The sequence below is a fragment of the Pseudomonas sp. MYb541 genome, from assembly GCF_037479595.1.
GTDB lineage: Bacteria > Pseudomonadota > Gammaproteobacteria > Pseudomonadales > Pseudomonadaceae > Aquipseudomonas > Aquipseudomonas canadensis.
The window spans coordinates 1-25,343 of the sequence record NZ_JBBGYS010000044.1 but is presented as its reverse complement, the minus strand read 5'-3'; the positions used below and the strand labels follow the sequence as shown (position 1 = coordinate 25,343).

Below are 25,343 nucleotides of genomic sequence, written 5' to 3'. Positions count from 1 at the left end.
AAGACGATCAACTCGAGTGGGGCGCAGAGTGCTGACACATTAAAAAAAACCGCTTTCGAGGACCCCATCATGTCGATCAACGACCGACTCACCGCGCACCTCAACCGAGGCACGGTAGGTTTCCCCACCGCCTTGGCCAGCACCATTGGCCTGATCATGGCCAGCCCGGTGATTCTCACCGCCACCATGGGCTTTGGCATCGGCGGCAGTGCGTTTGCCTTGGCGATGCTGATCGCCGTGGTGATGATGCTGGCCCAGGCCACCACCTTCGCCGAGGCCGCCTCGATCCTGCCCACCACCGGCTCGGTGTACGACTACATCAACTGCGGCATGGGGCGGTTTTTCGCGATCACCGGCACCTTGTCGGCCTACCTGATCGTGCATGTGTTCGCCGGCACCGCCGAAACCATCCTGTCCGGGGTCATGGCCCTGGTGAACTTCGAGCACCTCAACACCTTGGCGGAATCGGCCGGTGGTTCGTGGTTGCTGGGCGTCGGTTTCGTGATCGTCTTTGGTGTGCTGAACGCGTTTGGTGTCAGCGCGTTTGGTCGTGCGGAAATCATCCTCACCTTTGGCATGTGGACCACCTTGATGGTGTTCGGCGTGCTGGGCCTGATCGCCGCGCCCGCTGTGCAGTTGGACGGCTGGTTCGGTGAGTCGCTGGTGGGCACCGACCTGATCACCGTGCTGTCGTTGGTGGGCATGGCGATGTTCATGTTTGTCGGCTGCGAATTCGTCACACCGCTGGCGCCAGACCTGCGCCAATCGGCCAAGGTGATGCCGCGCGCCATGATGTTGGGGCTGATGGGTGTGGCCACGTGCATGTTCATCTACGGCGCTGCAATGAAACGCCAAGTAGAAAACGTGGTACTCGATGCCGCCTCCGGCGTGCACCTGCTGGACACACCCATGGCCATCCCCAAATTCGCCGAGCAGGTGATGGGCCACATCGGCCCACTGTGGCTGGGCATCGGCTTCCTGTTTGCCGGCGCGGCCACCATCAACACCTTGATGGCCGGCGTGCCACGCATTCTCTACGGCATGGCGGTGGATGGGGCGTTGCCCAACGTCTTCACCTACCTGCACCCACGCTTCAAGACGCCGCTGTTGTGCATCCTGGTGGCGATGCTGATTCCTTGCCTGCACGCGCTGTACCTGGGCGGCAACACCGACAACATCATGCACCTGGTGCTGGCGGCGGTGTGCGCGTGGAGCTTTGCCTACCTGCTGGTGACGATCTCGGTGGTGAGCCTGCGCATCCGTCGGCCCGACCTGCCACGGGCGTATCGCTCGCCGTGGTTCCCGCTGCCACAGATCGTGTCGAGCATCGGCATCCTGCTGGGCATGTGGTTCATCACGCCACCGGGCATGAACCCGGCGGACATCTACGTGCCGTTCGGTGTGATGTTGGGCGGCACCGCCGCGTACGCGCTGTTCTGGACCCTGGGGGTGCAGAAGGTCAATCCCTTCAAGCCGGCCTCCGTGGAGGATGTGTTGGCAAAGGAATTCAGTCATCAACCGGAGCTGGCCGATGAGCGTTTTGGCGACTTTGCGGCAAAGACTGTTTGAACTGTTTCGCGCCGAGCGCGCGCCGGCAGGCTATCGACCGGGAGTGACCCTGGCGCACCTGCGGCGCAACCTCGGGTTGGCGACACTTGAAGTGGACGGCGTGGCGTTCGAGATTGTCGAACGCACCGAGTCGCAGTTGTTGATGCACCTGGTGTTGACTGAGTTTGTTCTGCGTGTGCCTGCTGCGACAGGAGGCACAGCGAGCTTCGACGTGCACCATGGCGGCGCGATTCGACGCACTGGCATCCGTGTACGGCGCCGCTCCGGTAACCAGGCCCTGTGCCGTGAAATACAGGCACGATTACTGGCTGACACCCCATTGTTCCAAGCGCTAATGCCACTGGATTTCAAGCGCCTGCGCATCGAGCTGCAAGGTCAGCAATGGTGCGTGCGCCTGGAGCACATGGGCGGCAGTGAAGTGGTCAATCGTTTACCGGCCTTTCGACGCTACATCGCCTTGAGTCCTGCGCAACGCAGTCACTTGCTCGCGGCGCTGGTCGGATTGAATCGCGTGTTGTCGAACCTCTGATTGGCATCATTAGTGCTTCTGCAAAGGGCAAACAGGTTGTTGTTGCGCGCATATAGATAACATGTTAACTATTGCGCCAGAACAACAAAAAGAATCCTTTGCGGAGACACCCCATGAGCATCCCACAGCATGCACACGACGGGCTGGACACCTGGAACCGCGACCTACGCGCCGCGTGCGGTTACTTCGACACCGAACTGGCATTCAACCGCTCACTGTTCATCGGCGAGATCAAAGACCTGCCACGTGGCGTCGCGATCCTGCGCACCAATGCCGGGCTGATCAAACGCCCGGCGCACCATGCCGACCACGACAACGACCAGGATTGCTTCCTGGTCAGCCAGCGCAGCGGCTATTCGCAGATCGTACAGAACGGCCAGACCCTGCAACTGGCCCCCGGCGAGATGCTGCTGATGGACTCGGTAGGCTCCATCGAAATCACCCCCTTCGGCCTCATCGAACACGCCTCCCTGTCACTGTCACGCCCGCAGGTGTGCAAGCACCTGGGCGGCGACGCACGCGCCTTCGGCAAGATCTCCTCGACCAAGGCCTGCGGGCGCATGCTGCATGTGCTGATGGACCAACTCTGCAAGGACGACACCGAAGACGGCGCAGGTGAAGTGGAGGCGCTGCAAAGCGCTTTCGTGTCGCTGCTGGGCTCGGCCCTGGAGCAGGGCGACGAATGTCGCGAGGGCCTGGCGCTGTTGCAGGGCAACAACCTGCGCAGCTACGTGCAGAAGGTCATCGATGAGTCCCTGAGCCAGCCTGGCCTCAGCCCGATCGGGCTGGCCAATCGGCTGAATATCTCGGTTCGCCACCTGTACCGCTTGTTCGAAGAGCAGGACGACAGCGTCTGCCGCTACATCCAGCGCGCGCGGCTCAAACGCAGTGCGGATGACTTGACCAACCCGTTCCTGCGCAGCGAGTCGATCACCTCGATTGCCTACAAATGGGGTTTTACCGATTCGGCGCATTTCAGCCGGTCGTTCAAGAAGCAATTCGAGGTGTCGCCCAAGGATTTCCGCTCGAGCCGGATGCAGGCTGTGGGGGCATGAACAGGGTTTCAGAACAAACAAGATCTAATGTGGGAGGGGGCAAGCCCCCTCCCACATTTGGACCGAGTCGAGGTTCAGACTTCGGGGAGGGTGGAGCCACCGTCCACCACCAGGGTTTGCCCGGTGATGTAGCTGGCGAGATCGGAGGCCAGGAACAACATGGCTCCGGCGATATCCACCGCCGCACCCAAACGCCCAAGAGGCACACGGCTGGCGATAGTGTCATTCAGCGCGGCATCACCCAGGTTGCCCATTGCCGGCGTAGCGATCATGCCCGGCTCCACGCCATTGACCCGCACCTTCAACGGCGCCAGTTCCAGCGCGGCATTGCGGATAAACCCGTTGACCCCGGCCTTGGACGCCGCGTAATGGCTGAGGCCCGGATAACCGACGCGGTTGCCGGTCACCGAGGAGGTCACCAGCACGCAGCCCCGGCCCTGTTCGCGAAACGCCGGCAAGGCCGCCTGGGTCAGCCAGAACAGCGCCGACAGGTTGACCGCCAGGGTGCGTTGCAGGATGTCCGGAGTGATGTCTTCAAAGGCCGTCAGCGGAAAATACCCGGCGTTGTGTACCAGGATATCCAGTTGTGGCAACCCTTGAACGCACTCGAACACCGCCTGTGATTCGGCCAGGTCGACGCCTACTGCTTCAACCCGATAGCCCTGCGCGCATAACTCGGTCGCCACGGCCTGAGCCTGTTCCAACTGCCGATCAGCAATCACCACCTGCGCGCCACGCAGGGCAAACGCCTCGACGATGCCTCGGCCAATGCCCTGGGCGCCGCCCGTGACCAGCACCACTTGCCCGCTGAAATCCAGGTCACGCATGGGCATTCTCCAAGTGAGCGAACGCCAGTGTGGGTACATCGACAATGCTTGAACCGCCGTCTGCTACCAACGTCGCCCCGGTAATGATCGACGCATCATCGGAGGCCAGGAAACGACATACCGTGGCGATCTCTTCGGCACTGGCCGCACGGCGTAGCGGCACGTCGGCGCAGACCCGGTCATAGGCTTGCTGCAAGGTGTCGCCATAGGCGTCCATCAACGGCTGCATTTCCGCGTCGGCCATGGGCGTGCGCACCCAGCCGGGACACACCGCATTCACTCGCACACCGTGCGGTCCGTAGTCCCGCGCCAGCGAGCGATTAAGCCCAAGCAGGGCATGTTTGGCCGTGGTGTAGCCGCACACCTCGGGCCCCGCCGCCAAAGAGGCGATGGAGCCGATCAGCACGATAGTCCCCGCGCTTTCCTGCAACAGCGGCAAGCAGGCGCGGGCGCTATAGAACGCGCTGTCCAGGTTGCTGCGCAGGGCGCTTTCCCAGGTGACGGGGCTGGTTTGGGTCGCGCTGCCCAGGCCATGCCCGCCGGCACAGGCCAGCAGCACATCGAGGCGTCCATAGTGCTCGCTGATCTGTTGGATAAACCCGTCCCAGGTCTGCGGGCAGGCGGCATCGCCCACCAGGATCAGGCCGCCAGTGTCCTGCGCGACCTGTTCCAATGGCTCACGGCGCCGCCCGATCAACACCAGGCGTGCACCCTCCTGGGCATACAACCGGGCACACGCGGTGCCGATCCCTGTGCCGGCGCCGGTGATTACCACCGTGCGCGGCTCAGTCATCGGGATACTCCGTGCGGTTGAGCACCTGGCAATACGAGCTGATGGGGAAGTTCGACAGCGCATCGAAGGACGCGCCCGCATAACCGAAGATCTTGCCGTCGCTGCGGTGCTGCTGCAGGTCGATCAGCACCAGGCCGAGAGTCGGCACGATCTTCTCCTGCCACACGAACAGGTACAGCTGCTCGGCGATCTTGTAGTAATGGCAGCGGTCGGTGTCGCACAGGCCTTGCTCTACGCCCTTCAAGCATTGCCAGGCGTAGAAGCGCTCGTTGAGGTAGATGTGTTCGTAGACTTCGCTGGGGCTGTAGCGGTACTGGTTACGCAGGCCGACCAGTTCGTCGGTCGGTGCATGCAGGCAGTGGCCGGCCTGCCATGGGCGGTCGAGGCTGCCGTGGAGGAAGTCGACTTCGACCGAGGTCAGCGGTTTACCGGCGAGGGCGCGGTGATAAAGACCTTCGTGGGTCTCGGCCTGGTCCGGCAGGCGCCCGATCACCGCAGTGAATGAGGCGTTCGGCGTGTCCAGTACCAGGCTGATCGACCAACTGTGCCCGGCCTCATGCTTGATGAAATCCACCAGGTACAGGCCTGGGCGGATCGAAGTGGCGCGGTACGCCGCACTCCCGCTGGAGTGGCCGTCGGCAGCATGCCAGGCCAGGCGCTCCTGCTCGAAGCGGTGTTCGATCTGCCAGCCGTTGGCGAAGTGCAGGGTGAAGGTCTGGCCCGCCAATTCGGCGAGGTTGGGCAGGATGAACGCGTCCGGGGCGAAACCGTCGGCCAGCGCGCCGACGGTGATCCAGTCAGAAGAACTCGTCATGGCAACGCCTCCCTTACACGACGGCAAAGTAGTGTTTGACGAAGCTTTCGCTGAGCACTTCCCACAGCACCGGCGTGCCCTTGGTCACGAACCAGCTATCACCGCTTTTGTAGCGCGTGGTTTGGCCAGTGGACTCGTCGGTGAGCAGCACTTCACCGGTGACCACCGTGGCCTGTTCGGCAAACGGGTAGACCATGCGGAACTTGCCCTGGGTGGTGCCGAAATAGGCGCTGCTGACCGGGTCGGTGGGCGCGCCGAAGGTCATCTTGCCAAAGGCACGCACTTCACCTTCGAGAATCTGCGAACCGAGGTCGGCCACGGTGCCCCAGGGGTCGAGTTCCGACAGCTGGATGTTGTGTTTGAGCGTAGTGAGGGTCATGGCAGTTGCTCCTGATGAGAAAAAAGGGGGTTAGCGGCGCCCGTTCCAATAACCGGACAGTTGGTGCCAGGATTTGCCCGCCGTCAGCAGCATGGGCCGGATCGCGTCCTTGCCGAGGATGGTCGGGCGATGAATCGAGCTGACCAGGTCATAGCGCGCCGAGCCTTCGCTCATGCCTTCGGCCAGGACCTTGCAGATGATGTGGCTGGGGGTCACGCCGAAGCCGGAATAGCCCTGCACAAAAAACGCGTTGCTGCGCCCTGGCAAGGTGCCGATCTGCGGGAACAGGTTGGGGCTGCACGCCATCGGGCCGCCCCAGGCCAGGTCGATCTTCACGTCCTTGAGGTAGGGGAAGATCTTCAGCATCAGGTTGCGGTTCCACGCCTTGAGGTCGCCGGGAATGTGCTCCACCAGCGGTGTGGCGGCACCGAACAGCAGGCGGTTTTCATTGGTGACGCGGTAATAGTCGATGACCGGGCGGATGTCGCTGTAGGCCCCGCGAATCGGGCTGATGCGCTGGATCAGTTCCTCGGACAACGGCTCGGTCATCATTTGGAATGCGTAGGTGTTGATGGTCGAGCGGTGCAGCTCAGGCTCCAGCTTGTTGAGAAAACTGTCACAGGCCCACAGCAATTTGCTGGCGCGCACCGAGCCGCGTCCGGTGCGCACGGTGATGCGCTCGCCGTAGCTGACCTCCAACGCCGGGCTGTTCTCGAAAATCCGCACGCCATGGCTGGCCAGCGCGGTGGCTTCGCCCAGCAACAGGTTCAGTGAATGCACGTGCCCGCCGCCCATGTGCAGCAAGGCGCTGCTGTAGGCCTTGGAACCAATGATCTGCTGCACGTCGGAACCGCCGAGAAAGCGGACCTCGTGCTGGCTGTTGATCGACTTGAAGTCCTTTTCCCAGGCGCGCAGGGTTTTTTCCTGGCGGGCGTTGAAACCCATGTAGCCGTAGCCGTGGCAGAAGTCCGCGTCGATGTTGTACTTGGCGATGCGGCTCTTGATGATGTCGGCGCCCAGGTCGCTGATCTCGAACACCTGGCGCAGGCCGTCTTCGCCGACGTCCTTCTTGATTTTCTCCAGGTCATGGCCGATCCCCGCCATGATCTGCCCGCCATTGCGGCCGGTGCCGCCAAAGCCCAGGTAACGTGCCTCAAGCACGACGATATTGGTGATGCCTTTTTCCGCCAGTTCCAGGGCCGTGTTGATGCCGGAGAAACCGCCGCCGATCACCACCACATCGGCGTCGATGTCCTGTTCCAGGGTCGGGAAGCTGAGGTTGTATTTCTTGGTGGCGGTGTAATACGTGGGGGTTTCGATGTTGATCATGGCGCAGCCTGAAAAGGTGAAGGAAGGCTCTAAAGCGGATGCCTCCATTAGGGGCCCTGGCGGGGTGGAAGTCTTGATCCTGCGTGCCCAGGCTTTTGATTCTGCGCGCCATGGGCGGTGCGATAGACAAGTTATAGCGCGCTCCTGGACTGGGAATGCTAGAGTTTCGTTAAATTATTAACTAAATCCGTCGTGACCCTGATCCTATGCTCAAACCTCGCCAGTCCCTGACCTTGACCCTGCTGCAAGCCCGCGAAGCCGCGATGAGTTTCTTCCGCCCGTCCTTGAACGAACACGGCCTGACCGAACAGCAATGGCGGATCATCCGCATCCTTGAACAGTACGGTGAGTTGGAGATCTACCAACTGGCCGAACTGGCCTGCATCCTCAAGCCGAGCATGACCGGCGTGCTGGTGCGCATGGAAGCCGCCGGCATGGTGCACCGGCGCAAAGCCGAGCAGGACCAGCGCCGGGTGCTGGTGACATTGGCCGACAAGGGCAAGGCCAGTTTCGAGTCCATGAGCCAATGCATGGAGGCCAACTACCAGCGTTTGCAGGATCAGTTGGGCGAAGAGAAGTTGCAGACCCTGTTGGGTCTGCTGGATGACTTGAAGAACATCAATATCAAGCGTTGAATCAATACCTGGATCACCGCCGTTCAAAGGTGGGCGCTGGCTTGCCTGCGATGGCAGTGGGTCAGCCAGCTCATTTGTTACTGGACCACCGCCATCGCAGGCAAGCCAGCTCCCACAGGAGATGTCAGTAGACTCCTCCGACGGGGGTGGCGTCGGGAACGCCTTTGAACTTGCCGGCCAGCGCCTGCAATCCGCGCATCAACACTGTGGTGTCCACGCCGACCGCCACAAACGTCGCACCCAATTCGATATAGCGCCGCGCCAGGTTTTCATCGGCACTCAGAATCCCAGCCGCCTTGCCCGACTTCACGATGCGCCCGATGGCGTCTTCAATCGCCGCTTGCACCTCGGGATGCCCAGGATTGCCGCGATGCCCCATCGACGCACTCAAATCCGCCGGGCCTATAAACACACCGTCTACGCCCTCGACGGCAGCAATCTCATCCAGGTTAGCCAGGCCTTCAAGGTTTTCGATTTGCACCAGCAGGCACATCTGTTCATCCGCCTGGTCGAGGTAGCCAGGGATGCTGTTCCAACGTGAAGCTCGCGCTAGTGCACTGCCCACACCCCGGATCCCTTGGGGTGGATAACGCATCGCGCGCACCAGTTCGCGGGCCTGGGTGGCACTTTCGACCATAGGTACCAGCAGGGTCTGGGCGCCGATATCCAGCAGTTGCTTGATCAATGCGCTGTCTCCGATCACCGGGCGGATCAGCGCCTGGCTGGGGTAGGGTGCCACGGCCTGCAACTGGGCGAGCATGCCTTGCAGGTGGTTGGGCGCATGTTCGCCGTCGATCAGCAGCCAGTCGAAACCGGCATTGGCGGCCAGTTCCGCGCAATAGGCGTCGGCCAGGCCGAGCCACAGGCCGATCTGTACGTCGCCGTTGCGCAGGCGTTGTTTGAAGCGGTTGACGGGCATGTCCATGGCAATCCTCCAGGGTTCAGACGAAGCGGCAGGCTATCGAGCCGAGCAGGTCGTAGTCGACGTGGAAGGTGTCGCCAGGGCGAGCCGCGACCGGGCGCGTAAACGAGCCGCCGAGGATGATCTGCCCCGGCAGCAGGGTCACGTCATACGGTGCCAGTTTGTTCGCCAGCCAGGCCACGCCTTTGGCCGGGTGGTTGAGCACGGCGGCGGAAACGCCGGATTCCTCGATCACGCCGTTGCGGTACAGCACCGCCGGCACTTTGCGCAGGTCGATTTCGGTGGGGCGCACGGCACGGCCGCCCAGCACCACGCCGGCATTCGCGGCGTTGTCGGAGATGGTGTCGAAGACCTTGCGCGTCGCGTTGGTGTGCGGGTCGACCTGCTGGATACGTGCGTCGATGATCTCCAGCGCCGGGATCACCCATTCGGTGGCGTCGAGCACATCGAACACCGTGCAGTTCGGGCCCTTGAGGGGTTTGCCGAGGATAAACGCCAGCTCCACTTCCACCCGCGGCACGATGAAGCGTTCGAAGGGAATGTCGCTGCCTTCGTCGAAGAACATGTCATCGAGCAGGGCGCCGTAGTCCGGTTCGGTGATGTTTGACGAAACCTGCATGGCCCGCGAGGTGAGGCCGATCTTGTGGCCCTTCAGCGTGCGACCGTCTTGAATCTTCTGCGCGACCCAGGCGCGTTGGATCGCGTAGGCATCCTCAATGGTGATGCCTGGGTAGTCGAGGGAAAACTGGCGCACTTGTTCGCGGCTGCGTTCGGCGCGGTCCAGGTGGGCAGCGGCGGCAAGAATTTGCTGGGAGTCGAGCATGGCAACGGTCCTTAACGGGGATTGACGATGGCGGCGTGGGTGCGCAGCACCAGCAGGCCGCCGAGGGCGATAAATGCAGCGAGTACGTACAGCGCCAGGCTGGCGCTCTGGGTGGCGTCGCGCATCCAGCCGATCAGGTAGGGCGCGAGGAACGCGGCGACGCTGCCGAACGAGCTGATCATGGCGATGCCGGCCGCCTGGGTGGTGTTGGAGAGAAACGCTGGCGGCAGTTGCCAGAACATCGGCAAGGCCGCGCTGGCACCCATGCCAGCGACCACCAACCCGCCCATCACCAGCAGCGGGTTGCCCGGCGCCAGGCCCGCCACGGCGATGCCGACGGCAGCCATCAGCAGCGGCACGCACAGGTGCCAGCGACGTTCGCGGTGGCGATCGGACGAGCGCCCGCAGCCGATCATGAAGAAACACCCGGCCAGGTACGGCACGGCACTCAGCAGGCCGACCTGGCTGTCGCGGCCGATACCGGCGCCGTGGATCAGCGTGGGCATCCAGAACGCCAGGGTGTTCACCGCCAGCATCACCGCGAAATACACCGCCACCAGCAACCACACCTGCGGGTCGCGCAGGATGCCGCCGAACGAGGTGATGGTCTTGCGCTGTTCTTCGCTACGCAGTTGGGTGTGCAGCTGAAGTTTTTGCTCGGCCGTCAACCAGTGCACCGAGTCGAAACCGTCCGGCAACCACTTGAGCACCACCAGCCCCAGCAGCACCACCGGCAGGCCCTCGATCAGGAACATCCACTGCCAGCCGCGCAGGCCGCCTACATCATGGAAATGTTCAAGGATCGCCCCGGACAACGGCCCGCCCAACACGCCGGCCATGGGCACGGCGATGGCAAACAACGCGGTGACCTGGGCGCGGCGGCGTGCCGGGTACCAGCGGTTGAGAAACACCAGGATGCCTGGGAAAAAGCCGGCCTCGGCGACCCCCAGCAGAAAGCGCAGCACGTAGAAGCCCTTGGCACTTTCTACCCACAGCATGCCGGTGGACAGCAGGCCCCACACCACCATCAGGCTGGCGATCCAGCGCCGGGGGCCGACGCGGTCCAGCGCCATGTTGCTCGGCACGCCAAACAACGCGTAGGCGATAAAGAATAACCCGGCGCCGAAGCCGTACACCGTGTCGCTGAACTGCAGGTCGCTGCTCATCTGCATCTTGGCGAAGCCGATGTTGATGCGGTCCAGATGGGCGAACAGGTAACACACCAGCAACAGCGGCATCAGGCGCCAGGTCACTGAACGATGGGTGCGGTCATGCTCGGCCAGCACGCGGCTGGCAGTCGATTGGGCTGTGCTCATGATGTTGTACTTTTTGTCTGAGAGGCCGTGAGGGGAGCGACGGGATCTACCCCGTCGGATTGTTCAGGAACGCATGCACATTGTTCTGCTTGAAATTCAGCTGCGGGTGCAGCTCGACCATCTCGAACGACAGCGCCAGCAAACGTTGCGCCTGCAGCTCGGCGAAGTGTGTGGTGATCACCGCAAACAACGCCTCGGCTACCGCTTGGCGCGTGGCCAGGTCGCGACCGTGGCCGACCTTGAGGGTCATGTGCACAAAGGCGTAGTCGTGCTTGCCGTCGGCCATGCGCCAGGTGTCCAGGCGCACGCCACGGCTGCGGATACCGCCGAGGGGGAATACGCCACTGTCTCCCAGCACGCGGTGGACCTGTTCAAACAGGCCGGGCAGGTCGGCCTGTTGTTCGATGTTGTCGGTGTACTCGGCGATAAAGTGCGGCATGGGTTTCTCCCAGGTTTACAGCGGGAAAATCGCGTTGATCTGGCCGGTGCCCGAGCTGCCGAACGGCGGCGTAATGATCTCCGCCGCCTTGGCATAGTCCGGCCCACCGAGCAGCCCCAGGAGCATGGCGGTGTCGTGCATCTTGCCTTCGCCGAAGCAGTGTTCGGCGTAGTCCGGCAGCATCGCGCAGAACTCCTTGAAGCGGCCTTGCTTCCACATCTCCACCACATGCAGGTCCATCTGCTTGTCGAACTCGCGGGTCCAGTTGTGGATATTCGCTTCGGCTTGGCGGTCATCCGAGAAGCGATGGGACAGTGAGCCGGAGGCCAGCACCAGCACCTTGCGGTCGCTCTTCTCGATGGCCCGGCGCACGGCGGCGCCAAAGGCAAAGCTGTCTTCCAGGCGATGCCAGGCGCACCAGGCGGCGATGGAAATGACCTTGAATGTCTCATCCTCCGGCACCCCCATGTGCATGTAGCGCATGGGCACCAGCGTGCCGTATTCCAGCTCCAGGCTCGGGATGTTGTGGGCCATGCTGCGCACGCCGGCCGCGTTGGCCTCGGCGGCGATCAATTCGCCCAGCTCGGGGCAACCGGGGTAGGCGTAGTCCATGTTCTTGATGAAGTGTGGCAGCTCGTTGCTGGTGTAGGTGCCCTGGAACTGCTCGCCGCAGTTGACGTGGTAACCGCTGTTGACCAGCCAGTGCACGTCGAACACTACCGCCGTGTCGGCGCCCAGTTCGCGGGCGCGACGGCCGATTTCCTTATGCCCGGCAATCGCCGCTTCGCGACAGCCGTGATGCTTGCCGGGCAGTTCCGACAGGTACATCGACGGTACGTGGCAGATCTTCGCCGCCAGGACCACTTCGCCCATGATGATTCTCCTGAATAGTTATTGTTGTAAGGCCAGCGAGATCCTTGTGGGAGCCGGGCTTGCCCGCGATGCAGGCGACGCGGTGTCTCAGGTGTACCGAGTCGATTGCATCGCGGGCAAGCCCGGCTCCCACAGGAAAGCAAACATGTGCGAACTACACACCCCAACGCGGGATGTGATGGCTGCCCATGGAAATGCACACGTTCTTGATCTCGGCAAACACTTCAAAGCTGTACTGGCCGCCTTCACGCCCGGTGCCGGAGCCCTTGACCCCGCCGAACGGCTGGCGCAGGTCGCGCACGTTCTGGCTGTTGATAAATACCATGCCGGCTTCAATCCCGCGCGCCAGGCGATGGGCTTTGCCGATGTCCTGGGTCCAGATGTAGGAGGCCAGGCCGTACTCGGTGTCGTTGGCCAATTGCAGGGCCTCGGCTTCGTCCTTGAACGGGATCAGGCACACCACCGGGCCGAAGATTTCTTCCTGGGCGATGCGCATCTTGTTGTTCACATCGGCAAATACGGTCGGCTGGATGAACTGGCCTTTGCTTAAATGCGCCGGCAGGTTGGCCGGGCGTTCCAGGCCGCCGGCGAGCAAGGTGGCGCCTTCCTCGAGACCAATCCTGATGTAGCCGGTGACCTTGTCGTAATGCGCCTGGGTGATCATCGAACCGACTTGGGTCTTCGGATCCTGTGGGTCACCGACGATCAGGCGTTTGGCGCGCGCTGCAAATTCGGCGACGAACTGCGGGTACACGCTTTCCTGGATAAAGATCCGGCTGCCGGCGGTGCAGCGCTCGCCGTTCAGGGAGAAGATGGTAAACAGCGCCGCGTCGAGGGCGCGCTCCAGGTCGGCGTCCTCGAAGATCAGCACCGGCGACTTGCCGCCCAGCTCCATGGAGTACTTCTTCAGGCCGGCGGTCTGCATGATCTTCTTACCGGTGGCGGTGCCGCCGGTAAAGGAAATCGCCCGCACGTCCGGGTGGCGCACCAGCGCATCACCGGCCGTGGCGCCATAGCCCTGGATCACATTGAGCACGCCGTTGGGGATGCCGGCTTCCACCGCCAGGCGCCCCAGTTCATTGGCGGTCAGCGGCGACAGTTCCGACATCTTCAGTACCGCCGTATTACCCAGTGCCAGGCACGGCGCGGTCTTCCAAGTGGCGGTCATGAACGGCACGTTCCACGGCGACACCAATCCGCACACGCCTACCGGTTGGTAGAGGGTGTAGTTGAGCATTTGGTCGTCCACCGGGTAGCTGTGGCCGTCCATGCGCGTGCAGACTTCGGCGAAGAAGTCGAAGTTGTGCGAAGCCCGTGGGATCAACACGTTCTTGGTCTGGTGGATGGGCAGGCCGGTGTCGAGGGTTTCCAGCTCGGCCAGGTGCGGCACGTTCTGTTCGATCAATTCACCGAGCTTGCGCATCAGGCGTGCGCGCTCCTTGGCCGGAGTATTAGCCCACTTGGGGAAGGCTTCCTTGGCTGCCGCCACGGCCAACGCGACTTCCTCGGCACCGCCGCTGGCAACCTCACCAATCGCCTCGCCGGTGGCCGGGTTGTAGTTGATAAAGGTGTCTTTGCTTTCGACCTCGCGGCCGTTGATCCAGTGTTTGATCATGCTGCTTACGCCTCTTTCCGGGCAGAGAAGAACTCCGCCTCGCTGACAATTCGGTTGACCAGGCGGCCCACGCCTTCGACTTCCACCACCACTTCATCGCCAGGCACCACATCGGCCAGGCCCTCGGGCGTGCCGGTGGCGATCATGTCGCCCGGTTGCAAGGTCATGAAGCTAGACAGGTATTCGATGAGATAGGGGATGTCGAAAATCATGTCGCGGGTGCTGCCCTCCTGGCGCAGTTCACCGTTGATCCAGGTACGCAGGGTCAGGTTGCCTGGGTCGGGCACTTCAGCCACGTCGACGATCCACGGGCCGACCGGGGTGGTGGCGTCGCGGTTTTTCACGCGCAGGTTGGGGCGGTAGTAGTTTTCCAGGTAGTCGCGGATCGCGTAGTCGTTGCACACCGTGTAGCCGGCCAGGTAGTCCAGGGCGTCGGCACGTTTGACGTTGCGCGCGGCCTTGCCGATGACCGCCACCAGCTCGCACTCGTAGTGCATGTAGGCGACGTTATCCGGGCGCCAGGTGACCTGGCGGTGGCCGGTGTAGGTGCCGACGGACTTGATGAACGCCAGCGGTTCGGTCGGCGGCGTGAAGGCCAGTTCAGCGGCGTGGTCAGCGTAGTTCAAGCCGAGGGCGAACATGTTGCCGGTGGCCGGGGGCAGCCACTCGACCTGATCTTCGGCGAGCAGGCGACCGTCGTTCAGGCGCACGGCATTGTCGGCTTCGACCGTTACCGCGTGGATTTTATCTTCATAGCGGATGCGGGCGTGTTTCATGCTGGGGTCTCCGCCTGGATATGGCTGGTCAGGCGGCCCACGCCACTGATCTCTACTTCAACGGTGTCGCCCGGCACCACATCCACACGGCCTTCGGGCGTGCCGGTGATCAGCACGTCGCCGGGGTACAGGGTCATGAACTCGCTGATCTCTGCGATCAATTGCGGGATGTCCCGCACCCAGTTCGCGGTGGAGTTTTCCTGGCGCAGTTCGCCGTTGACCCACAGCTTGAGGCTCAGTTGGTTGGGGTTGCCCACCTGGTCCCGTGGCACGAACGCCGGCCCCAGCGCGCAGAACCCATCGCGGCATTTGGCTTTGACGGCGGGGCGGTAGTAGCTGTCTTCCGGCAGGCTGAACTCGTTGACCACCGCATAACCGGCCACGTGGGCCATGGCATTGTCCAGGCTGACGCGGCTGGCGCGCTGGCCGATCACCACGCCCAATGCCGGGCCGGGTTGCAGGCGTTCGCCCTGTGGGTGAAGCACCACCGCATCGTGCTGATTGCGCGTATTCGGGGTCTTGATAAACAGCACCGGCTTGGTCGGCGGCTTCTGGTAGGGCGCTTGCTGGAAGGCGGTGAGATGCTGGTCCAGCAGGCCCTGGTAGTTCAGCGCAACGCCGAACAGGGTGCCGCTGGCAACATCATGCAGGGTACGGCTCATGCGTTTCTCCTGACGGTGGCGACTGCTGCATAGGCAGTTCGTTAAGTTGTTAACGTTATAATTAATATGTTAACTACCGTCAAGCGTGGCAAAATCCCTGGCATTCAAATAACAACAAGGGGGCAGCGTGCAGCCGATTCCCAATATCAATATCGGGCAGGTCTACGACCAGCGTTACAGCGATGCCGAGGTGCACTACGACAAGCTCGGCAACCTGGCGGGCTTTTTCGGGCGCAACATGCCCGTGCATCGGCATGACCGGTTTTTCCAGGTGCATTACGTGAAAAGCGGCGCGGTGCGGGTGTACTTGGATGATCGTCAGTACCTGGAGTCCGGGCCGATGTTCTTCCTCACGCCGCCCACGGTGCCCCACGCCTTTGTCACCGAGGCGGATGCCGATGGGCATGTGCTGACCGTGCGTCAGCAGTTGGTGTGGGGATTGATCGACGCCGACCCCAGCCTGGCGTCCGGCGCCGCCTGCGTGGCGCTGACGGCGGGTGATCAAGGCCTGGATCGATTGTTCGAAGAGTTGAACGATGAGATCAACGCCGAGCGGGCAGGGCGCGCGGCGGCACTGGATAGCCTGACGCGGCTGATCATGATTCGCCTGCTGCGGCTGTGCGCCCACTCGTTACCCGCGCGCCCGACCCGCCACGAAGACCTGCGCATCTTCCATCGCTTCAACGAGTTGATCGAGGCGCACTACTTGGAACACTGGCCGCTGGCGCGCTATGCCGAGGGGATTGGCGTGACCGAGGCACGCCTGAATGAGGTATGCCGGCGCCTGGCCGACCTGCCGTCCAAGCGCCTGATTCTTGAGCGCGTGATGCAGGAAGCCAAGCGCCTGCTGCTGTTCACCGGCAGTTCCGCCAATGAAATCTGCTACCAGCTCGGCTTCAAGGACCCGGCGTATTTCAGCCGGTTTTTCCTTCGGTATGCGCAGGTGACGCCGGGGGAGTATCGGCTGCGGCAGTCGGGCTTGCGCTGACCTGCCACGCACCGCCCAGCGCCGTGTACAACTTCACCTCGGCCACCAACTGCGCCAGGCGGTCGACGATCAGCGCCTGTTGCGAGCTGAACAGCGTACGTTGCGCATCCAGGAAGGTGAGGTTGCTGTCCACGCCGCTGCGGTAGCGGTGTTCGGCCAGGTTGTAATACTGCTGGTTGGCCGCGACGAAATCCCGTTGTGCCTCCAGCTGGTCGGTATAGGTCTGCCGGGCCGCGAGGCCATCGGCGACTTCCTGGAAGGCGGTCTGGATGGATTTTTCGTACTGCGCCACCGTGATGTCCTTTTGCAGCTTGGCGTAGTCGAGGCTGGCGCGCAGGCTGCCGGCGTTGAAGATCGGCAGGTTGATCTGCGGCTGGAACGTCCAACTGCCGGAGCCGCCCTTGAACAGTCCCGACAGCTCTGTACTGGTGCTGCCCGCATTGGCGGTGAGGCTCACGGAAGGGAAAAACGCAGCGCGTGCGGCGCCGATATTGGCATTGGCGGCGCGCAGTTGGTACTCGGCCTGGAGGATATCCGGACGGCGTTGCAGCAGGTCCGAAGGCAGGCCGGCCGGCACCCTTGCGACTAAGTCATCTGCCAGTGGGCGCGACGGCAGTTGTTCGTCCACCGGGCCACCCACCAATAGAGCCAGGCTGTTGAGGTCCTGGGCGACCTGGCGCTCATAACGGGCCACGCTGGCGCGGGTGCTTTCGACGCTGGTACTGGCTTGCACCACATCCAGTGCCGACGCCTTGCCGGCGGTTTTACTGCGGCTGGTGAGGCGCAGGCTGTGCTCGTTGGCCACCAGCGTTTGTCGGGCCAGGGCCAGTAGTTCCTGGTCGGCGCGCCAGGTCAGGTAGGCATTGGCGACGTTGGCCACCAGGCTCAACTGCGCGCTGCGCCGGGCCTCTTCGGTGCCGAGGTAGGTGAGCATCGCCTGTTCGCTGAGACTGCGGATGCGGCCGAACAGATCCAGTTCATAGGCGCTGATGCCCAGGGTCGCGGAATAGCTCGACGTAATGGCAGATTTGCCCGTGCCGGTCACATCCCCCGGCAAACGCCGACGTTGCCCGGCCCCGGTGGCAGAAACGGCCGGAAACAGGTCCGCACGCTGGATGCGGTATTGCGCCTGGAACGCCTCGACGTTCAGCGCCGCCACCCGCAGGTCGCGGTTGTTGACCAAGGCCTCGCCAATCAACCGTTGCAACGCCGGGTCATGAAACAACTGCCGCCAGTCCGACGTGCCGGATTGCGCCAGCGCGTACACCCCTTCCTGGGGATACTGCGCCGGCACGGGCGCCTCAGGCCGGTGATAATCCGGTATCAACGAGCAGCCGCCAAGCAGCCCTGCCATCGCGAATGCGCTCAATTTATTCATCAGGCGCCAACCATCCATTTGGCCAGGCCATGTCGGCCACTCACGCCCAACTTGGCGGCGGCGCGCTTGAGGTAGGTTTCGATGGAGCTGTTCTTCACGCTGAGTTTTTCCGCCATCTGCGGCACGGTGCCACCGGTCAGCAGGCCCAGGCACACCTCTTGTTCGCGTGCCGACAGAGTGATTTCACCGAGGGACAAGCGCTTGTAGAACTCACGCTGCAATTGGGATTGCTCCAGCAAAGTGTGGGCCGGTTCGGCCTCGGGATGGGGCGCCTGGCGCAGGCTCTGGGCGTGGCATTCGATCAGTGGCAGCAGGGTGTCCGACAGGCACTTGAGAAACGACAACTCGGCCAGGGAAAACCCGCGATGGTTAGGTGGGCGATAAAACGAAATCACGCAGCGCCGGTTGCCCTGGCGCGACACCAGGTTGCACTGGTGTGAGGTGCCTCGCGGGAACACGCTCTTGGCCTTGGCCTTCAACTGGACCAACAGCGGGTCCTGCATGCCAAGCATTTCCCGCAGCAACGGGTGGTCGTCCATGGAGTTCAACACCAGCGGCGGGAGGTCCTGGGTCTGGCCGGCGCTGCCAAGCAGCTTGATATCGAGTACGCGGTCGCGCAGCTCGTCGAGGGTCCATTCGCTGAGGTCCACCAGGTGGATCGGCACCCACTTGTCCACCAGGTGCAGCATGTGTGCGGCGAAATCCGTTTGGCCACTACTGGCAATTAACTCGCCCATTTCGGCATAGAAATTCGGGCTTTGCGGGTTGGCAATACTGCTGGTCAAACTCATAGCCATCTCATCCTTGAAATCGAAAACCTTCAACAAACTCTCTGGGCCACTGCGGGGGCGATCCGTTGCTCACACACCAGAGTCGGTAGTCGAGATTGTATTTAGCCAGGGGATTCGTCCTACGTATGTAGCGGAAACGAGGGACACAACCTGCCATAAAAACCACGTCATTAATTCGACGTTTCTGAGAGGCAATTCCGGCCAAAATAAATCAGAAGAGACTTTTATTTTTATTTAACTATTTGATAAATAACTAAAAATAATTATTTTTAAAAACTATCAATGAATACTTACAGCGGTCAGGTGTAGCCAATTTCCTACACGGCTTTAATCGTTTCAGCAGTGAACCTTCAGCCAAGCTCAATCTATCCATTTGGATGTCCGGGTTTAGGGTGTCAGACAGCCTCGATCCCTCATGCTCCAATCCGGCCTATTCGTCGTAATGGGCCTCCCTGCGCGGCCAGTGCCTGAACCCCATGAGAAGGATCTTATGAAGCATTCCTCCAGCTTCCCCCTCACCGCCGCCCAACAGGACATCTGGCTCGACCAACTGCGCGTGGGCGATTCGCCGCTGTACAACATCGGCGGCTATGTGGATTTTGCCGGCCCCATCGCGCAAGACCTGATGCAGCGCGCCATCGAGTTGCTGGTGCTCAAGCACGATGCGTTACGCACGCAACTGCACACCGACGCCAACGGTTTGCCTCGGCAGACCTTCGCTACCACGTTGCCTGTCGACATGGCCCTGCATGATGTTTCTGGCGAGCCTGATCCAAAGGCCGCCAGCCAGGCGCTGATGCAGGCGCAAATGGCCTGGCCATTCACCCTGCAGGGCGCGCCGCTGTTTCGCTTCTTTCTGGTCAAGCTCGACGACGACCACTACCGCCTCGGCACCCAGGCCCACCACCTGATCCTCGACGGCTGGGGCTTCGGCCAGATGCTGCAATCCCTGGCCCGGCTGTACACCGACCTGCAACAAGCTCGGCAACCGGAGCTCCTTGCGCCGTCCTACATCGACTTTATTGACGCGGATGAGCGCTATCACGCCTCGGCCCGCTATGCCCGCGACCGTGGGTATTGGCTGGGCAAATACCAGGTGCTGCCGGAACCATTGCTGACGCCGCGCAATAATGCCAAGGCGTCCAGCAATACCCTGGCCCAAGCGTTTCCGGTGGCGCTGCTCAACCGCATGGAACAAGTGGCGAACCGTTACCAGTCCTCGGCATTTCATGTACTGCTGGCGGCGATGTATGTGTATTTCACCCGCACCGCCCAGCGCCCGGAATGGGTGGTGGGGCTGCCGATTCTTAACCGCTCCAATGCGCGTTTTCGTTCCACCGTCGGGCTGTTCACCCAGGTCAGCGCCGTGCGTTTGCAGTTCGATGAGCAGTTGCCGTTCAGCGCTTTAGTCCGTGGGGTTCGCGACCAACTGAAGCAGGACTTCCGCCACCAGCGTTTTCCCCTGAGCGAGATGAACCGTGAGCTGGGCTTGCGCCGCACTGATCGCGGTCAGTTGTTCGACCTGTCGGTGTCCTTCGAACAGGACGATCATGAACTGCGCTACGGCACCACTGAGGCCCGTGCGGTCAAGGTGTCCAACCATCATGAGCCGTTGCCGCTGGCGATCCACCTGCGCAGCAACCGTTACCAGGACACCGCGTGCCTGCATTGCGTCTACAACGAAGCGTACTTCCAGCACGATGAAGTACTCGCCTTGGCGCAGCGCTTTACCTGGCTGCTGGAGCAAGGGTTGGAGGACGTCGCGCTGAAGATCAGTGACTTCTCCCTGGTGACGCCCGCCGAACAGGCCCAGCTGCAACTCTGGAACGCCACCGCCCAGGCCAACACCACCCAGGCCAACGCGCCCCTGCAAACCCTGCACGGCCGCGTCGAAGCCCAGGCCGCACGCACGCCGGACGCCGTGGCGGCGGTGTACCAAGGCCGGCAGTTGAGCTACGCCCAGCTCAACCAGCAGGCCAATGCGCTGGCCCATCAACTGCTGGAGCGTGGTGTACAGCCGGACGACCGCGTGGTGATCCTGGCGCGGCGCGGGTTGGAGACGCTGGTGGGGTTGCTGGCGACCCTGAAATCCGGCGCCTGCTACGTACCCGTAGACCCGGCCCATCCCGCCGAGCGCCTGAGCTATTTGCTGCAAGACAGCGATCCGGTGGTGGTGCTCACCCAGCACGATCTGCTGCCGCGTTTGCCTGCGCTGGAGGTGCCAGTGATCCAGCTGGATCGCCCGACCTTCCACCTGGGCACCAACCCCCGCGTGCCGGTCAGCGCCGCCCACCTCGCCTATGTGATCTACACCTCAGGCTCCACCGGCCTGCCCAAGGGCGTGATGGTCGAGCATCACACCGTCTCGAACCTGGTGGACTGGCATTGCCAGGCCTTTGACCTCCACGCCGGCAGCCACACCGCCAGTGTCGCCGGCTTCGGGTTTGACGCGATGGCCTGGGAAATCTGGCCTGCGCTGTGCGTGGGCGCCACCGTGCACCTGCCGCCGGCTCATGACGGCGCCGAAGATATCGACGCGCTGCTCAGCTGGTGGCGAGCGCAGCCGCTGCAAGTAGGCTTCCTGCCGACGCCCGTGGCCGAGTACGCTTTCAGCCAAGGCCTGCACCACCCGACCCTGCGCACCCTGCTGATCGGCGGCGACCGTTTGCGGTCTTTTACCCAGGCGCAGTCCTTTGCGGTGATCAACAACTACGGCCCCACCGAAGCCACGGTGGTCGCCACCTCCGGTCCCATGGAAGTGGGCCAGCCGTTGCACATCGGCGCGCCCATCGCCAATGCGACAGTGTATTTGCTGGATGAACAGCAACGCCCGGTGCCCATCGGTGTACCGGGGGAGTTGTACGTCGGTGGCAAAGGTGTCGCACGGGGCTACCTCAACCGTCCCGAGCTCAGTGCCGAACGCTTCCTCGACGACCCGTTTATCGAAGGCCGCATGTACCGCACCGGCGACCTCGCGCGCTGGCTGCCGGAGGGTAACCTTGAATACCTGGGGCGCAACGACGATCAAGTGAAAATCCGTGGCATGCGCATTGAACTGGGCGAAATCGAATCCGCCCTGGCCACTCATCCGCACGTGCAGGAGGCGGTGGTGCAGTCACGCGATGGGCAATTGCTCGCCTGGTTCGTCCCCCGCGAAGCGGTGCAGATCGAAGCCCTGCGCACCCACCTGCAGGCCTCGCTGCCCGATTACATGCTGCCCGCCGCCTACACGCAACTGGACGCGCTGCCCCTGACCGCCAACGGCAAACTCGACCGCAAGGCGTTGCCGGTGCCGACCCAGGATGCCTTCGTCACGCGCCTGTATGAAGCCCCGCACGCCGGGGTGGAATCCCTGTTGGCGCAACTCTGGGCCGAGCTGTTGCAGGTGCAACAGATCGGGCGTCACGACCACTTTTTCGAACTCGGCGGGCATTCGTTGCTGGCCGTGCAATTGGTGCAGCGCATGCGCCAGGTCGGGCTGCGTGCCGATGTGCAGGTGCTGTTCGGCCAGCCGACCCTGGCGGCCTTGGCGGCGGCCAGTGAATACGGCGAGGTGGACGAACCTCACCTGGCCGAACTGGATCCTGCGAGCCTGGCGCGCATCGTCGCGAGCATTCCTGGCGGCGCTGCCAACGTGCAGGACGTCTACCCGCTGGCGCCGTTGCAGGAGGGCTTGCTCTACCACCACATCACCGACGAGCGCGATCCGTACCAGCAACAAGCGCTGTTCAGTTTTGCCCGGCGCGAGCAGTTGGACGCGTTTGCCCAGGCCCTGCAACAGGTGATCAATCGCCACGATATCCTGCGCACCAGCCTGGTATGGGATGCCCTGGAGCAGCCGATGCAAGTGGTGTGGCGCGAGGCGCTGTTACGTGTTGAACCGTTGCGCGAGGGCTATTTACCGCTGGATTTGCGCCAGGCGCCACTCATGGCCCTGGACTATGCCGAAGAACCGCAGCACCAACGCTGGATCGCTCGTCTGCGCTTCCATCACCTGGTCAACGATGCCACGTCCACCACGATCCTGATGCAGGAACTCCGCGCCCATTTGCTCGGCCAGCAGGCACAACTGCCGGTGCCGGTGCCGTATCGCAATGTGGTGACGCAAGCCCGTTCGCCGGCACGTCAGGCAGGGCATGAGGCGTTCTTTCGCGAGCAACTGGGTGATATCGACGAGCCAACACTGGCCTTCGGGCTTCAGGAACGCCAGGCGGACCGGGCGCACACCGGTGAAGCCGAACGCGCACCGAGTGACCGGCTCAATCAGCGCCTGCGTGCCCAGGCGCGCGGGTTGGGCGTGAGCGCGGCCAGCCTGTTCCATCTGGCCTGGGCCCAGGTGCTCAGCCGCGTAGCGGGTCGCGATGACGTGGTGTTCGGCACGGTTTTGCTCGGCCGTTTGCAGGCGGGCGAGGGCGCTGACCGGGCCTTGGGCATGTTCATCAACACCTTGCCGCTGCGAGTGCGCCTGGCCGGGAAAAACGTCGCCGATGCCCTGATCGATACCCACGCTCGGCTCAGCGCCTTGCTCGCCCATGAGCAGGCCTCGCTGGCGTTGGCCCAGCGTTGCAGCAGTGCATCGCCACTCTTCAACAGCCTGCTCAACTACCGCCACACCGACGCCGGTCGTGACCTGATCCTGGTGCCGGGCATCGCCTTGCTCAGCAGTGAAGACATCCTCAGTTACCCGCTGATGCTGACCGTGGACGACATCGGCAGCGGCTTTCGGATCAAGGCCAAGGCCCCGCGCCAGGTCGGCGCCGAGCGCTTGTTGGATTACCTCGAAACCGTGCTGGTCAACCTGGCGGACACGCTGGAGCAGGCACCGCAAACGCCACTGTGTGAAATTCAGGTTCTGCCCGCCCGCGAGTTGAACACCTTGCTGGTGGACTTCAACGCCACTGAAACCGCATACCCCGAAACCCTCACCGTGCAGGCGCTGTTCGAAGCCCACGCGCGGCACATTCCCCACGCCGTGGCGGTGCAGGCCGGCGAGCGACAACTGACCTACCGCGAGCTTAACGAGCGCGCCAATCAACTGGCCTTCCACCTGCGCGAACGCGGGGTGCAACCGGATTCCCGCGTGGCGCTGTGCGTCGAGCGCGGGCTGGACCTGGTGGTGGGCTTGCTGGCGATCCTAAAGGCCGGCGGCGCCTATGTGCCGCTGGACCCTGGCTACCCGCGCGAGCGCCTGGCCTACATGCTCCACGACAGCCAACCGGTTGCGTTGCTGGTGCACGCGGCGACCCGCGACTTGCCGGGTGATGTGTCGATCCCGGTGATCGACTTCGACCACTGCGCCTGGAGCCAGGCACCTATCGGCAATCCGTTGGTGCCGGGCTTGAGCGTCGCCAACCTGGCCTACGTGATGTACACCTCGGGCTCCACCGGCACGCCCAAAGGCGTGATGATCGAGCATCGGGGCCTCGGTAACCTGATGCACTGGGGCTCGCAGTTGTGCCCCAACGCCGAGGGCGGCGCCCTGTTGCAACGGGCGCCCTTCAGCTTCGACGGCTCGGTGTGGGAGCTGTTCTGGCCGCTCACCAACGGCATGCGGTTGGTGCTCGCCCGGCCTGATGGTCACCGTGAGCCAGCGTACTTGGCGCAGGTGATTCGCGAGCAGCAGATCAGCGTGATCAAGTTCGTGCCGGCCATGCTCCAGCAGTTTCTTGAACTGGAAGAGTCGGCCCTGTGCACCAGCCTTACCGACGTGCTGTGTGGCGGCGGCGAACTCACCGAAGCCCTGGCCCGTGGCGTGCAGGCGCGCTTGCCCAAGGTGCGCCTGCATAACGTCTACGGGCCTACCGAAGCCACGGTGGACAGCAGCGCCTGGACCCTGGAGCCCGACGCGCCGGTGCCTGCGCTGCAACTGCCGATTGGCCGGGCGATCAACAACACGCGTCTGTATGTGCTGGACGAACATGACAGGCCGACGCCCATGGGGGTCAGTGGCCAATTGCATATCGGCGGGGTCGGCGTGGCCCGTGGTTACCTGGGGCTGGAGCAGATGACCGCCGAACGTTTTATCGACAGCCCGTTTGTTGACGGCGACCGGCTGTACCGGACTGGCGACCTGGTGCGTTACCTGCCGGACGGCAACCTTGAGTTCCTTGGGCGTAATGACTTCCAGGTCAAACTGCGCGGCGTGCGCTTGGAGCTGGGGGAAATTGAATCACGGTTGATGGCGCATCCGGCGTTGCGGGAAGTGGCGGTGTTGATTCGGGATGAGCGATTAGTCGCCTATTTCTCTGTGCGTGTGGAGGCGCCGAGCCTGGAAGCCCTGCGCGCGTATGTGCTGGAGCAGTTGCCGGAGTACATGGTGCCGGCGGCGTTTGTGCAGTTGGATGAATTGCCGCTCAATCCCGCGGGAAAACTTGATCGTAAGGCGTTGCCGGAACCGGGGTTGGAGTCGGTGGTGAGTCGGGCTTATGAAGCGCCGGTGGGGGAAGTGGAGATGCTGATGGCTGGGATTTGGGCTGAGGTGTTGAAGCTTGCGCGGGTAGGGCGGCATGACCATTTCTTTGAGTTGGGTGGGCATTCGTTGCTGGCGGTGAACCTGGTGGCGCGGATGCGCAAGGCGGGGTTGGAGGTGGATGCGCGGACGTTGTTCAGTCATCCGACGTTGGCGCAATTGGCGGCGCAGACGGCGACGCAGGTGGAGCGGGTGGAGGTTCCTCAGACGGCCATTCCTCAGCTCAACCGGCGGCGCAGAATCTAAGATTGGTAATGCGGACCCTGTGGGAGCAGGCTTGCCTGCGAAGGCGGCCTGACAGCCGACCTGGATTTTGGATCAGGCGGAGTACATATCCGTTATTTGGGTGATGGCGGGTATT

21 protein-coding genes are annotated in these 25,343 nt (G+C 62.8%); 6 read left to right on the top strand and 15 right to left on the bottom strand.

Translation table 11 applies throughout. The features are described from left to right. Positions 1 to 69: 69 nt before the first annotated feature. The 3 genes from WH299_RS23700 to feaR all read left to right on the top strand — a co-directional run bounded on the left by WH299_RS23700 (position 70) and on the right by feaR (position 3,153). Entirely contained in the window at positions 70 to 1,569 is a 1,500-nt protein-coding gene (locus WH299_RS23700; RefSeq protein ID WP_339500120.1) for an APC family permease, read from the top strand. Then, entirely contained in the window at positions 1,532 to 2,098 is a 567-nt protein-coding gene (locus tag WH299_RS23695) for a DUF3156 family protein (RefSeq protein WP_123476102.1), read from the top strand. The genes WH299_RS23700 and WH299_RS23695 overlap by 38 nt, the downstream gene beginning before the upstream one ends. A 113-nt stretch (positions 2,099 to 2,211) precedes the next feature. Next, positions 2,212 to 3,153, top strand: a complete 942-nt coding sequence (feaR, locus tag WH299_RS23690; protein ID WP_028617040.1) for a transcriptional regulator FeaR — start codon at positions 2,212 to 2,214, stop codon at positions 3,151 to 3,153. Positions 3,154 to 3,227: 74 nt separating this feature from the next. Here the strand turns inward: feaR and WH299_RS23685 are convergent, their stop codons facing one another. The 5 genes from WH299_RS23685 to WH299_RS23665 are packed head-to-tail and all read right to left on the bottom strand — an operon-like array spanning position 3,228 to position 7,295. Next, positions 3,228 to 3,980 (bottom strand): SDR family oxidoreductase, encoded by a 753-nt coding sequence (locus tag WH299_RS23685; protein WP_445262721.1) that lies wholly within the window; start codon positions 3,978 to 3,980, stop codon positions 3,228 to 3,230. Continuing rightward, the gene (locus WH299_RS23680) at positions 3,973 to 4,773 is read right to left on the bottom strand and encodes an SDR family NAD(P)-dependent oxidoreductase (protein ID WP_339551443.1); all 801 of its coding nucleotides are present in this window, start codon (positions 4,771 to 4,773) and stop codon (positions 3,973 to 3,975) included. The genes WH299_RS23685 and WH299_RS23680 overlap by 8 nt, the downstream gene beginning before the upstream one ends. After that, positions 4,766 to 5,587, bottom strand: a complete 822-nt coding sequence (locus tag WH299_RS23675; protein WP_028617037.1) for a molybdenum cofactor biosynthesis F family protein — start codon at positions 5,585 to 5,587, stop codon at positions 4,766 to 4,768. Before WH299_RS23675 ends, WH299_RS23680 begins: the two co-directional genes overlap by 8 nt. A 13-nt stretch (positions 5,588 to 5,600) precedes the next feature. Beyond that, a complete protein-coding gene (locus WH299_RS23670) occupies positions 5,601 to 5,966 on the bottom strand; it encodes a cupin domain-containing protein (protein ID WP_028617036.1) in 366 nt (121 codons plus the stop codon). A gap of 30 nt (positions 5,967 to 5,996) precedes the next feature. Then, positions 5,997 to 7,295, bottom strand: a complete 1,299-nt coding sequence (locus WH299_RS23665) for an NAD(P)/FAD-dependent oxidoreductase (RefSeq protein WP_339551440.1) — start codon at positions 7,293 to 7,295, stop codon at positions 5,997 to 5,999. A 206-nt stretch (positions 7,296 to 7,501) separates the two neighbouring features. On the opposite strand from WH299_RS23665, the gene hpaR reads away from it, so the two are divergent. Next, positions 7,502 to 7,930, top strand: coding sequence for a homoprotocatechuate degradation operon regulator HpaR (gene hpaR / locus WH299_RS23660; protein WP_123476094.1), 429 nt, complete (start codon positions 7,502 to 7,504; stop codon positions 7,928 to 7,930). A 124-nt stretch (positions 7,931 to 8,054) separates the two neighbouring features. On the opposite strand, the gene hpaI is transcribed toward hpaR, so the two are convergent. The 8 genes from hpaI to WH299_RS23620 form a co-directional block, all read right to left on the bottom strand. After that, complete coding sequence (hpaI, locus tag WH299_RS23655) at positions 8,055 to 8,855, bottom strand: 4-hydroxy-2-oxoheptanedioate aldolase (protein ID WP_339551439.1); 801 nt, start codon at positions 8,853 to 8,855, stop codon at positions 8,055 to 8,057. A 16-nt stretch (positions 8,856 to 8,871) separates the two neighbouring features. Further along, entirely contained in the window at positions 8,872 to 9,675 is an 804-nt protein-coding gene (hpaH, locus tag WH299_RS23650; protein WP_122727749.1) for a 2-oxo-hept-4-ene-1,7-dioate hydratase, read from the bottom strand. An 11-nt stretch (positions 9,676 to 9,686) separates the two neighbouring features. Beyond that, a complete protein-coding gene (locus WH299_RS23645; RefSeq protein ID WP_123476090.1) occupies positions 9,687 to 10,991 on the bottom strand; it encodes an MFS transporter in 1,305 nt (434 codons plus the stop codon). 46 nt (positions 10,992 to 11,037) lie between these two features. After that, positions 11,038 to 11,430 (bottom strand): 5-carboxymethyl-2-hydroxymuconate Delta-isomerase, encoded by a 393-nt coding sequence (locus WH299_RS23640; RefSeq protein ID WP_028617030.1) that lies wholly within the window; start codon positions 11,428 to 11,430, stop codon positions 11,038 to 11,040. Between the two features lie 15 nt (positions 11,431 to 11,445). After that, complete coding sequence (gene hpaD / locus WH299_RS23635; RefSeq protein WP_028617029.1) at positions 11,446 to 12,303, bottom strand: 3,4-dihydroxyphenylacetate 2,3-dioxygenase; 858 nt, start codon at positions 12,301 to 12,303, stop codon at positions 11,446 to 11,448. Between the two features lie 154 nt (positions 12,304 to 12,457). Further along, a complete protein-coding gene (hpaE, locus tag WH299_RS23630; protein WP_028617028.1) occupies positions 12,458 to 13,918 on the bottom strand; it encodes a 5-carboxymethyl-2-hydroxymuconate semialdehyde dehydrogenase in 1,461 nt (486 codons plus the stop codon). Positions 13,919 to 13,923: 5 nt separating this feature from the next. Continuing rightward, complete coding sequence (locus WH299_RS23625) at positions 13,924 to 14,694, bottom strand: fumarylacetoacetate hydrolase family protein (RefSeq protein ID WP_122727755.1); 771 nt, start codon at positions 14,692 to 14,694, stop codon at positions 13,924 to 13,926. Then, positions 14,691 to 15,356 (bottom strand): fumarylacetoacetate hydrolase family protein, encoded by a 666-nt coding sequence (locus WH299_RS23620; RefSeq protein WP_339551437.1) that lies wholly within the window; start codon positions 15,354 to 15,356, stop codon positions 14,691 to 14,693. Before WH299_RS23620 ends, WH299_RS23625 begins: the two co-directional genes overlap by 4 nt. Positions 15,357 to 15,483: 127 nt before the next feature. Here WH299_RS23620 and hpaA point away from each other — a divergent pair, with 127 nt between their 5' ends. Next, positions 15,484 to 16,344: a 4-hydroxyphenylacetate catabolism regulatory protein HpaA gene (hpaA, locus tag WH299_RS23615; protein WP_123476086.1), complete on the top strand. Its 861-nt coding sequence runs from the start codon at positions 15,484 to 15,486 to the stop codon at positions 16,342 to 16,344. Here hpaA and adeC read toward each other — a convergent pair. Continuing rightward, the gene (adeC, locus tag WH299_RS23610) at positions 16,271 to 17,722 is read right to left on the bottom strand and encodes an AdeC/AdeK/OprM family multidrug efflux complex outer membrane factor (protein WP_339551436.1); all 1,452 of its coding nucleotides are present in this window, start codon (positions 17,720 to 17,722) and stop codon (positions 16,271 to 16,273) included. The genes hpaA and adeC overlap by 74 nt on opposite strands. Next, positions 17,722 to 18,513, bottom strand: a complete 792-nt coding sequence (locus WH299_RS23605; protein ID WP_123476084.1) for a helix-turn-helix transcriptional regulator — start codon at positions 18,511 to 18,513, stop codon at positions 17,722 to 17,724. The genes adeC and WH299_RS23605 overlap by 1 nt, the downstream gene beginning before the upstream one ends. Positions 18,514 to 19,003: 490 nt before the next feature. Here WH299_RS23605 and WH299_RS23600 point away from each other — a divergent pair, with 490 nt between their 5' ends. Next, positions 19,004 to 25,228, top strand: coding sequence for an amino acid adenylation domain-containing protein (locus WH299_RS23600; protein ID WP_339551434.1), 6,225 nt, complete (start codon positions 19,004 to 19,006; stop codon positions 25,226 to 25,228). Positions 25,229 to 25,343 lie beyond the last annotated feature (115 nt).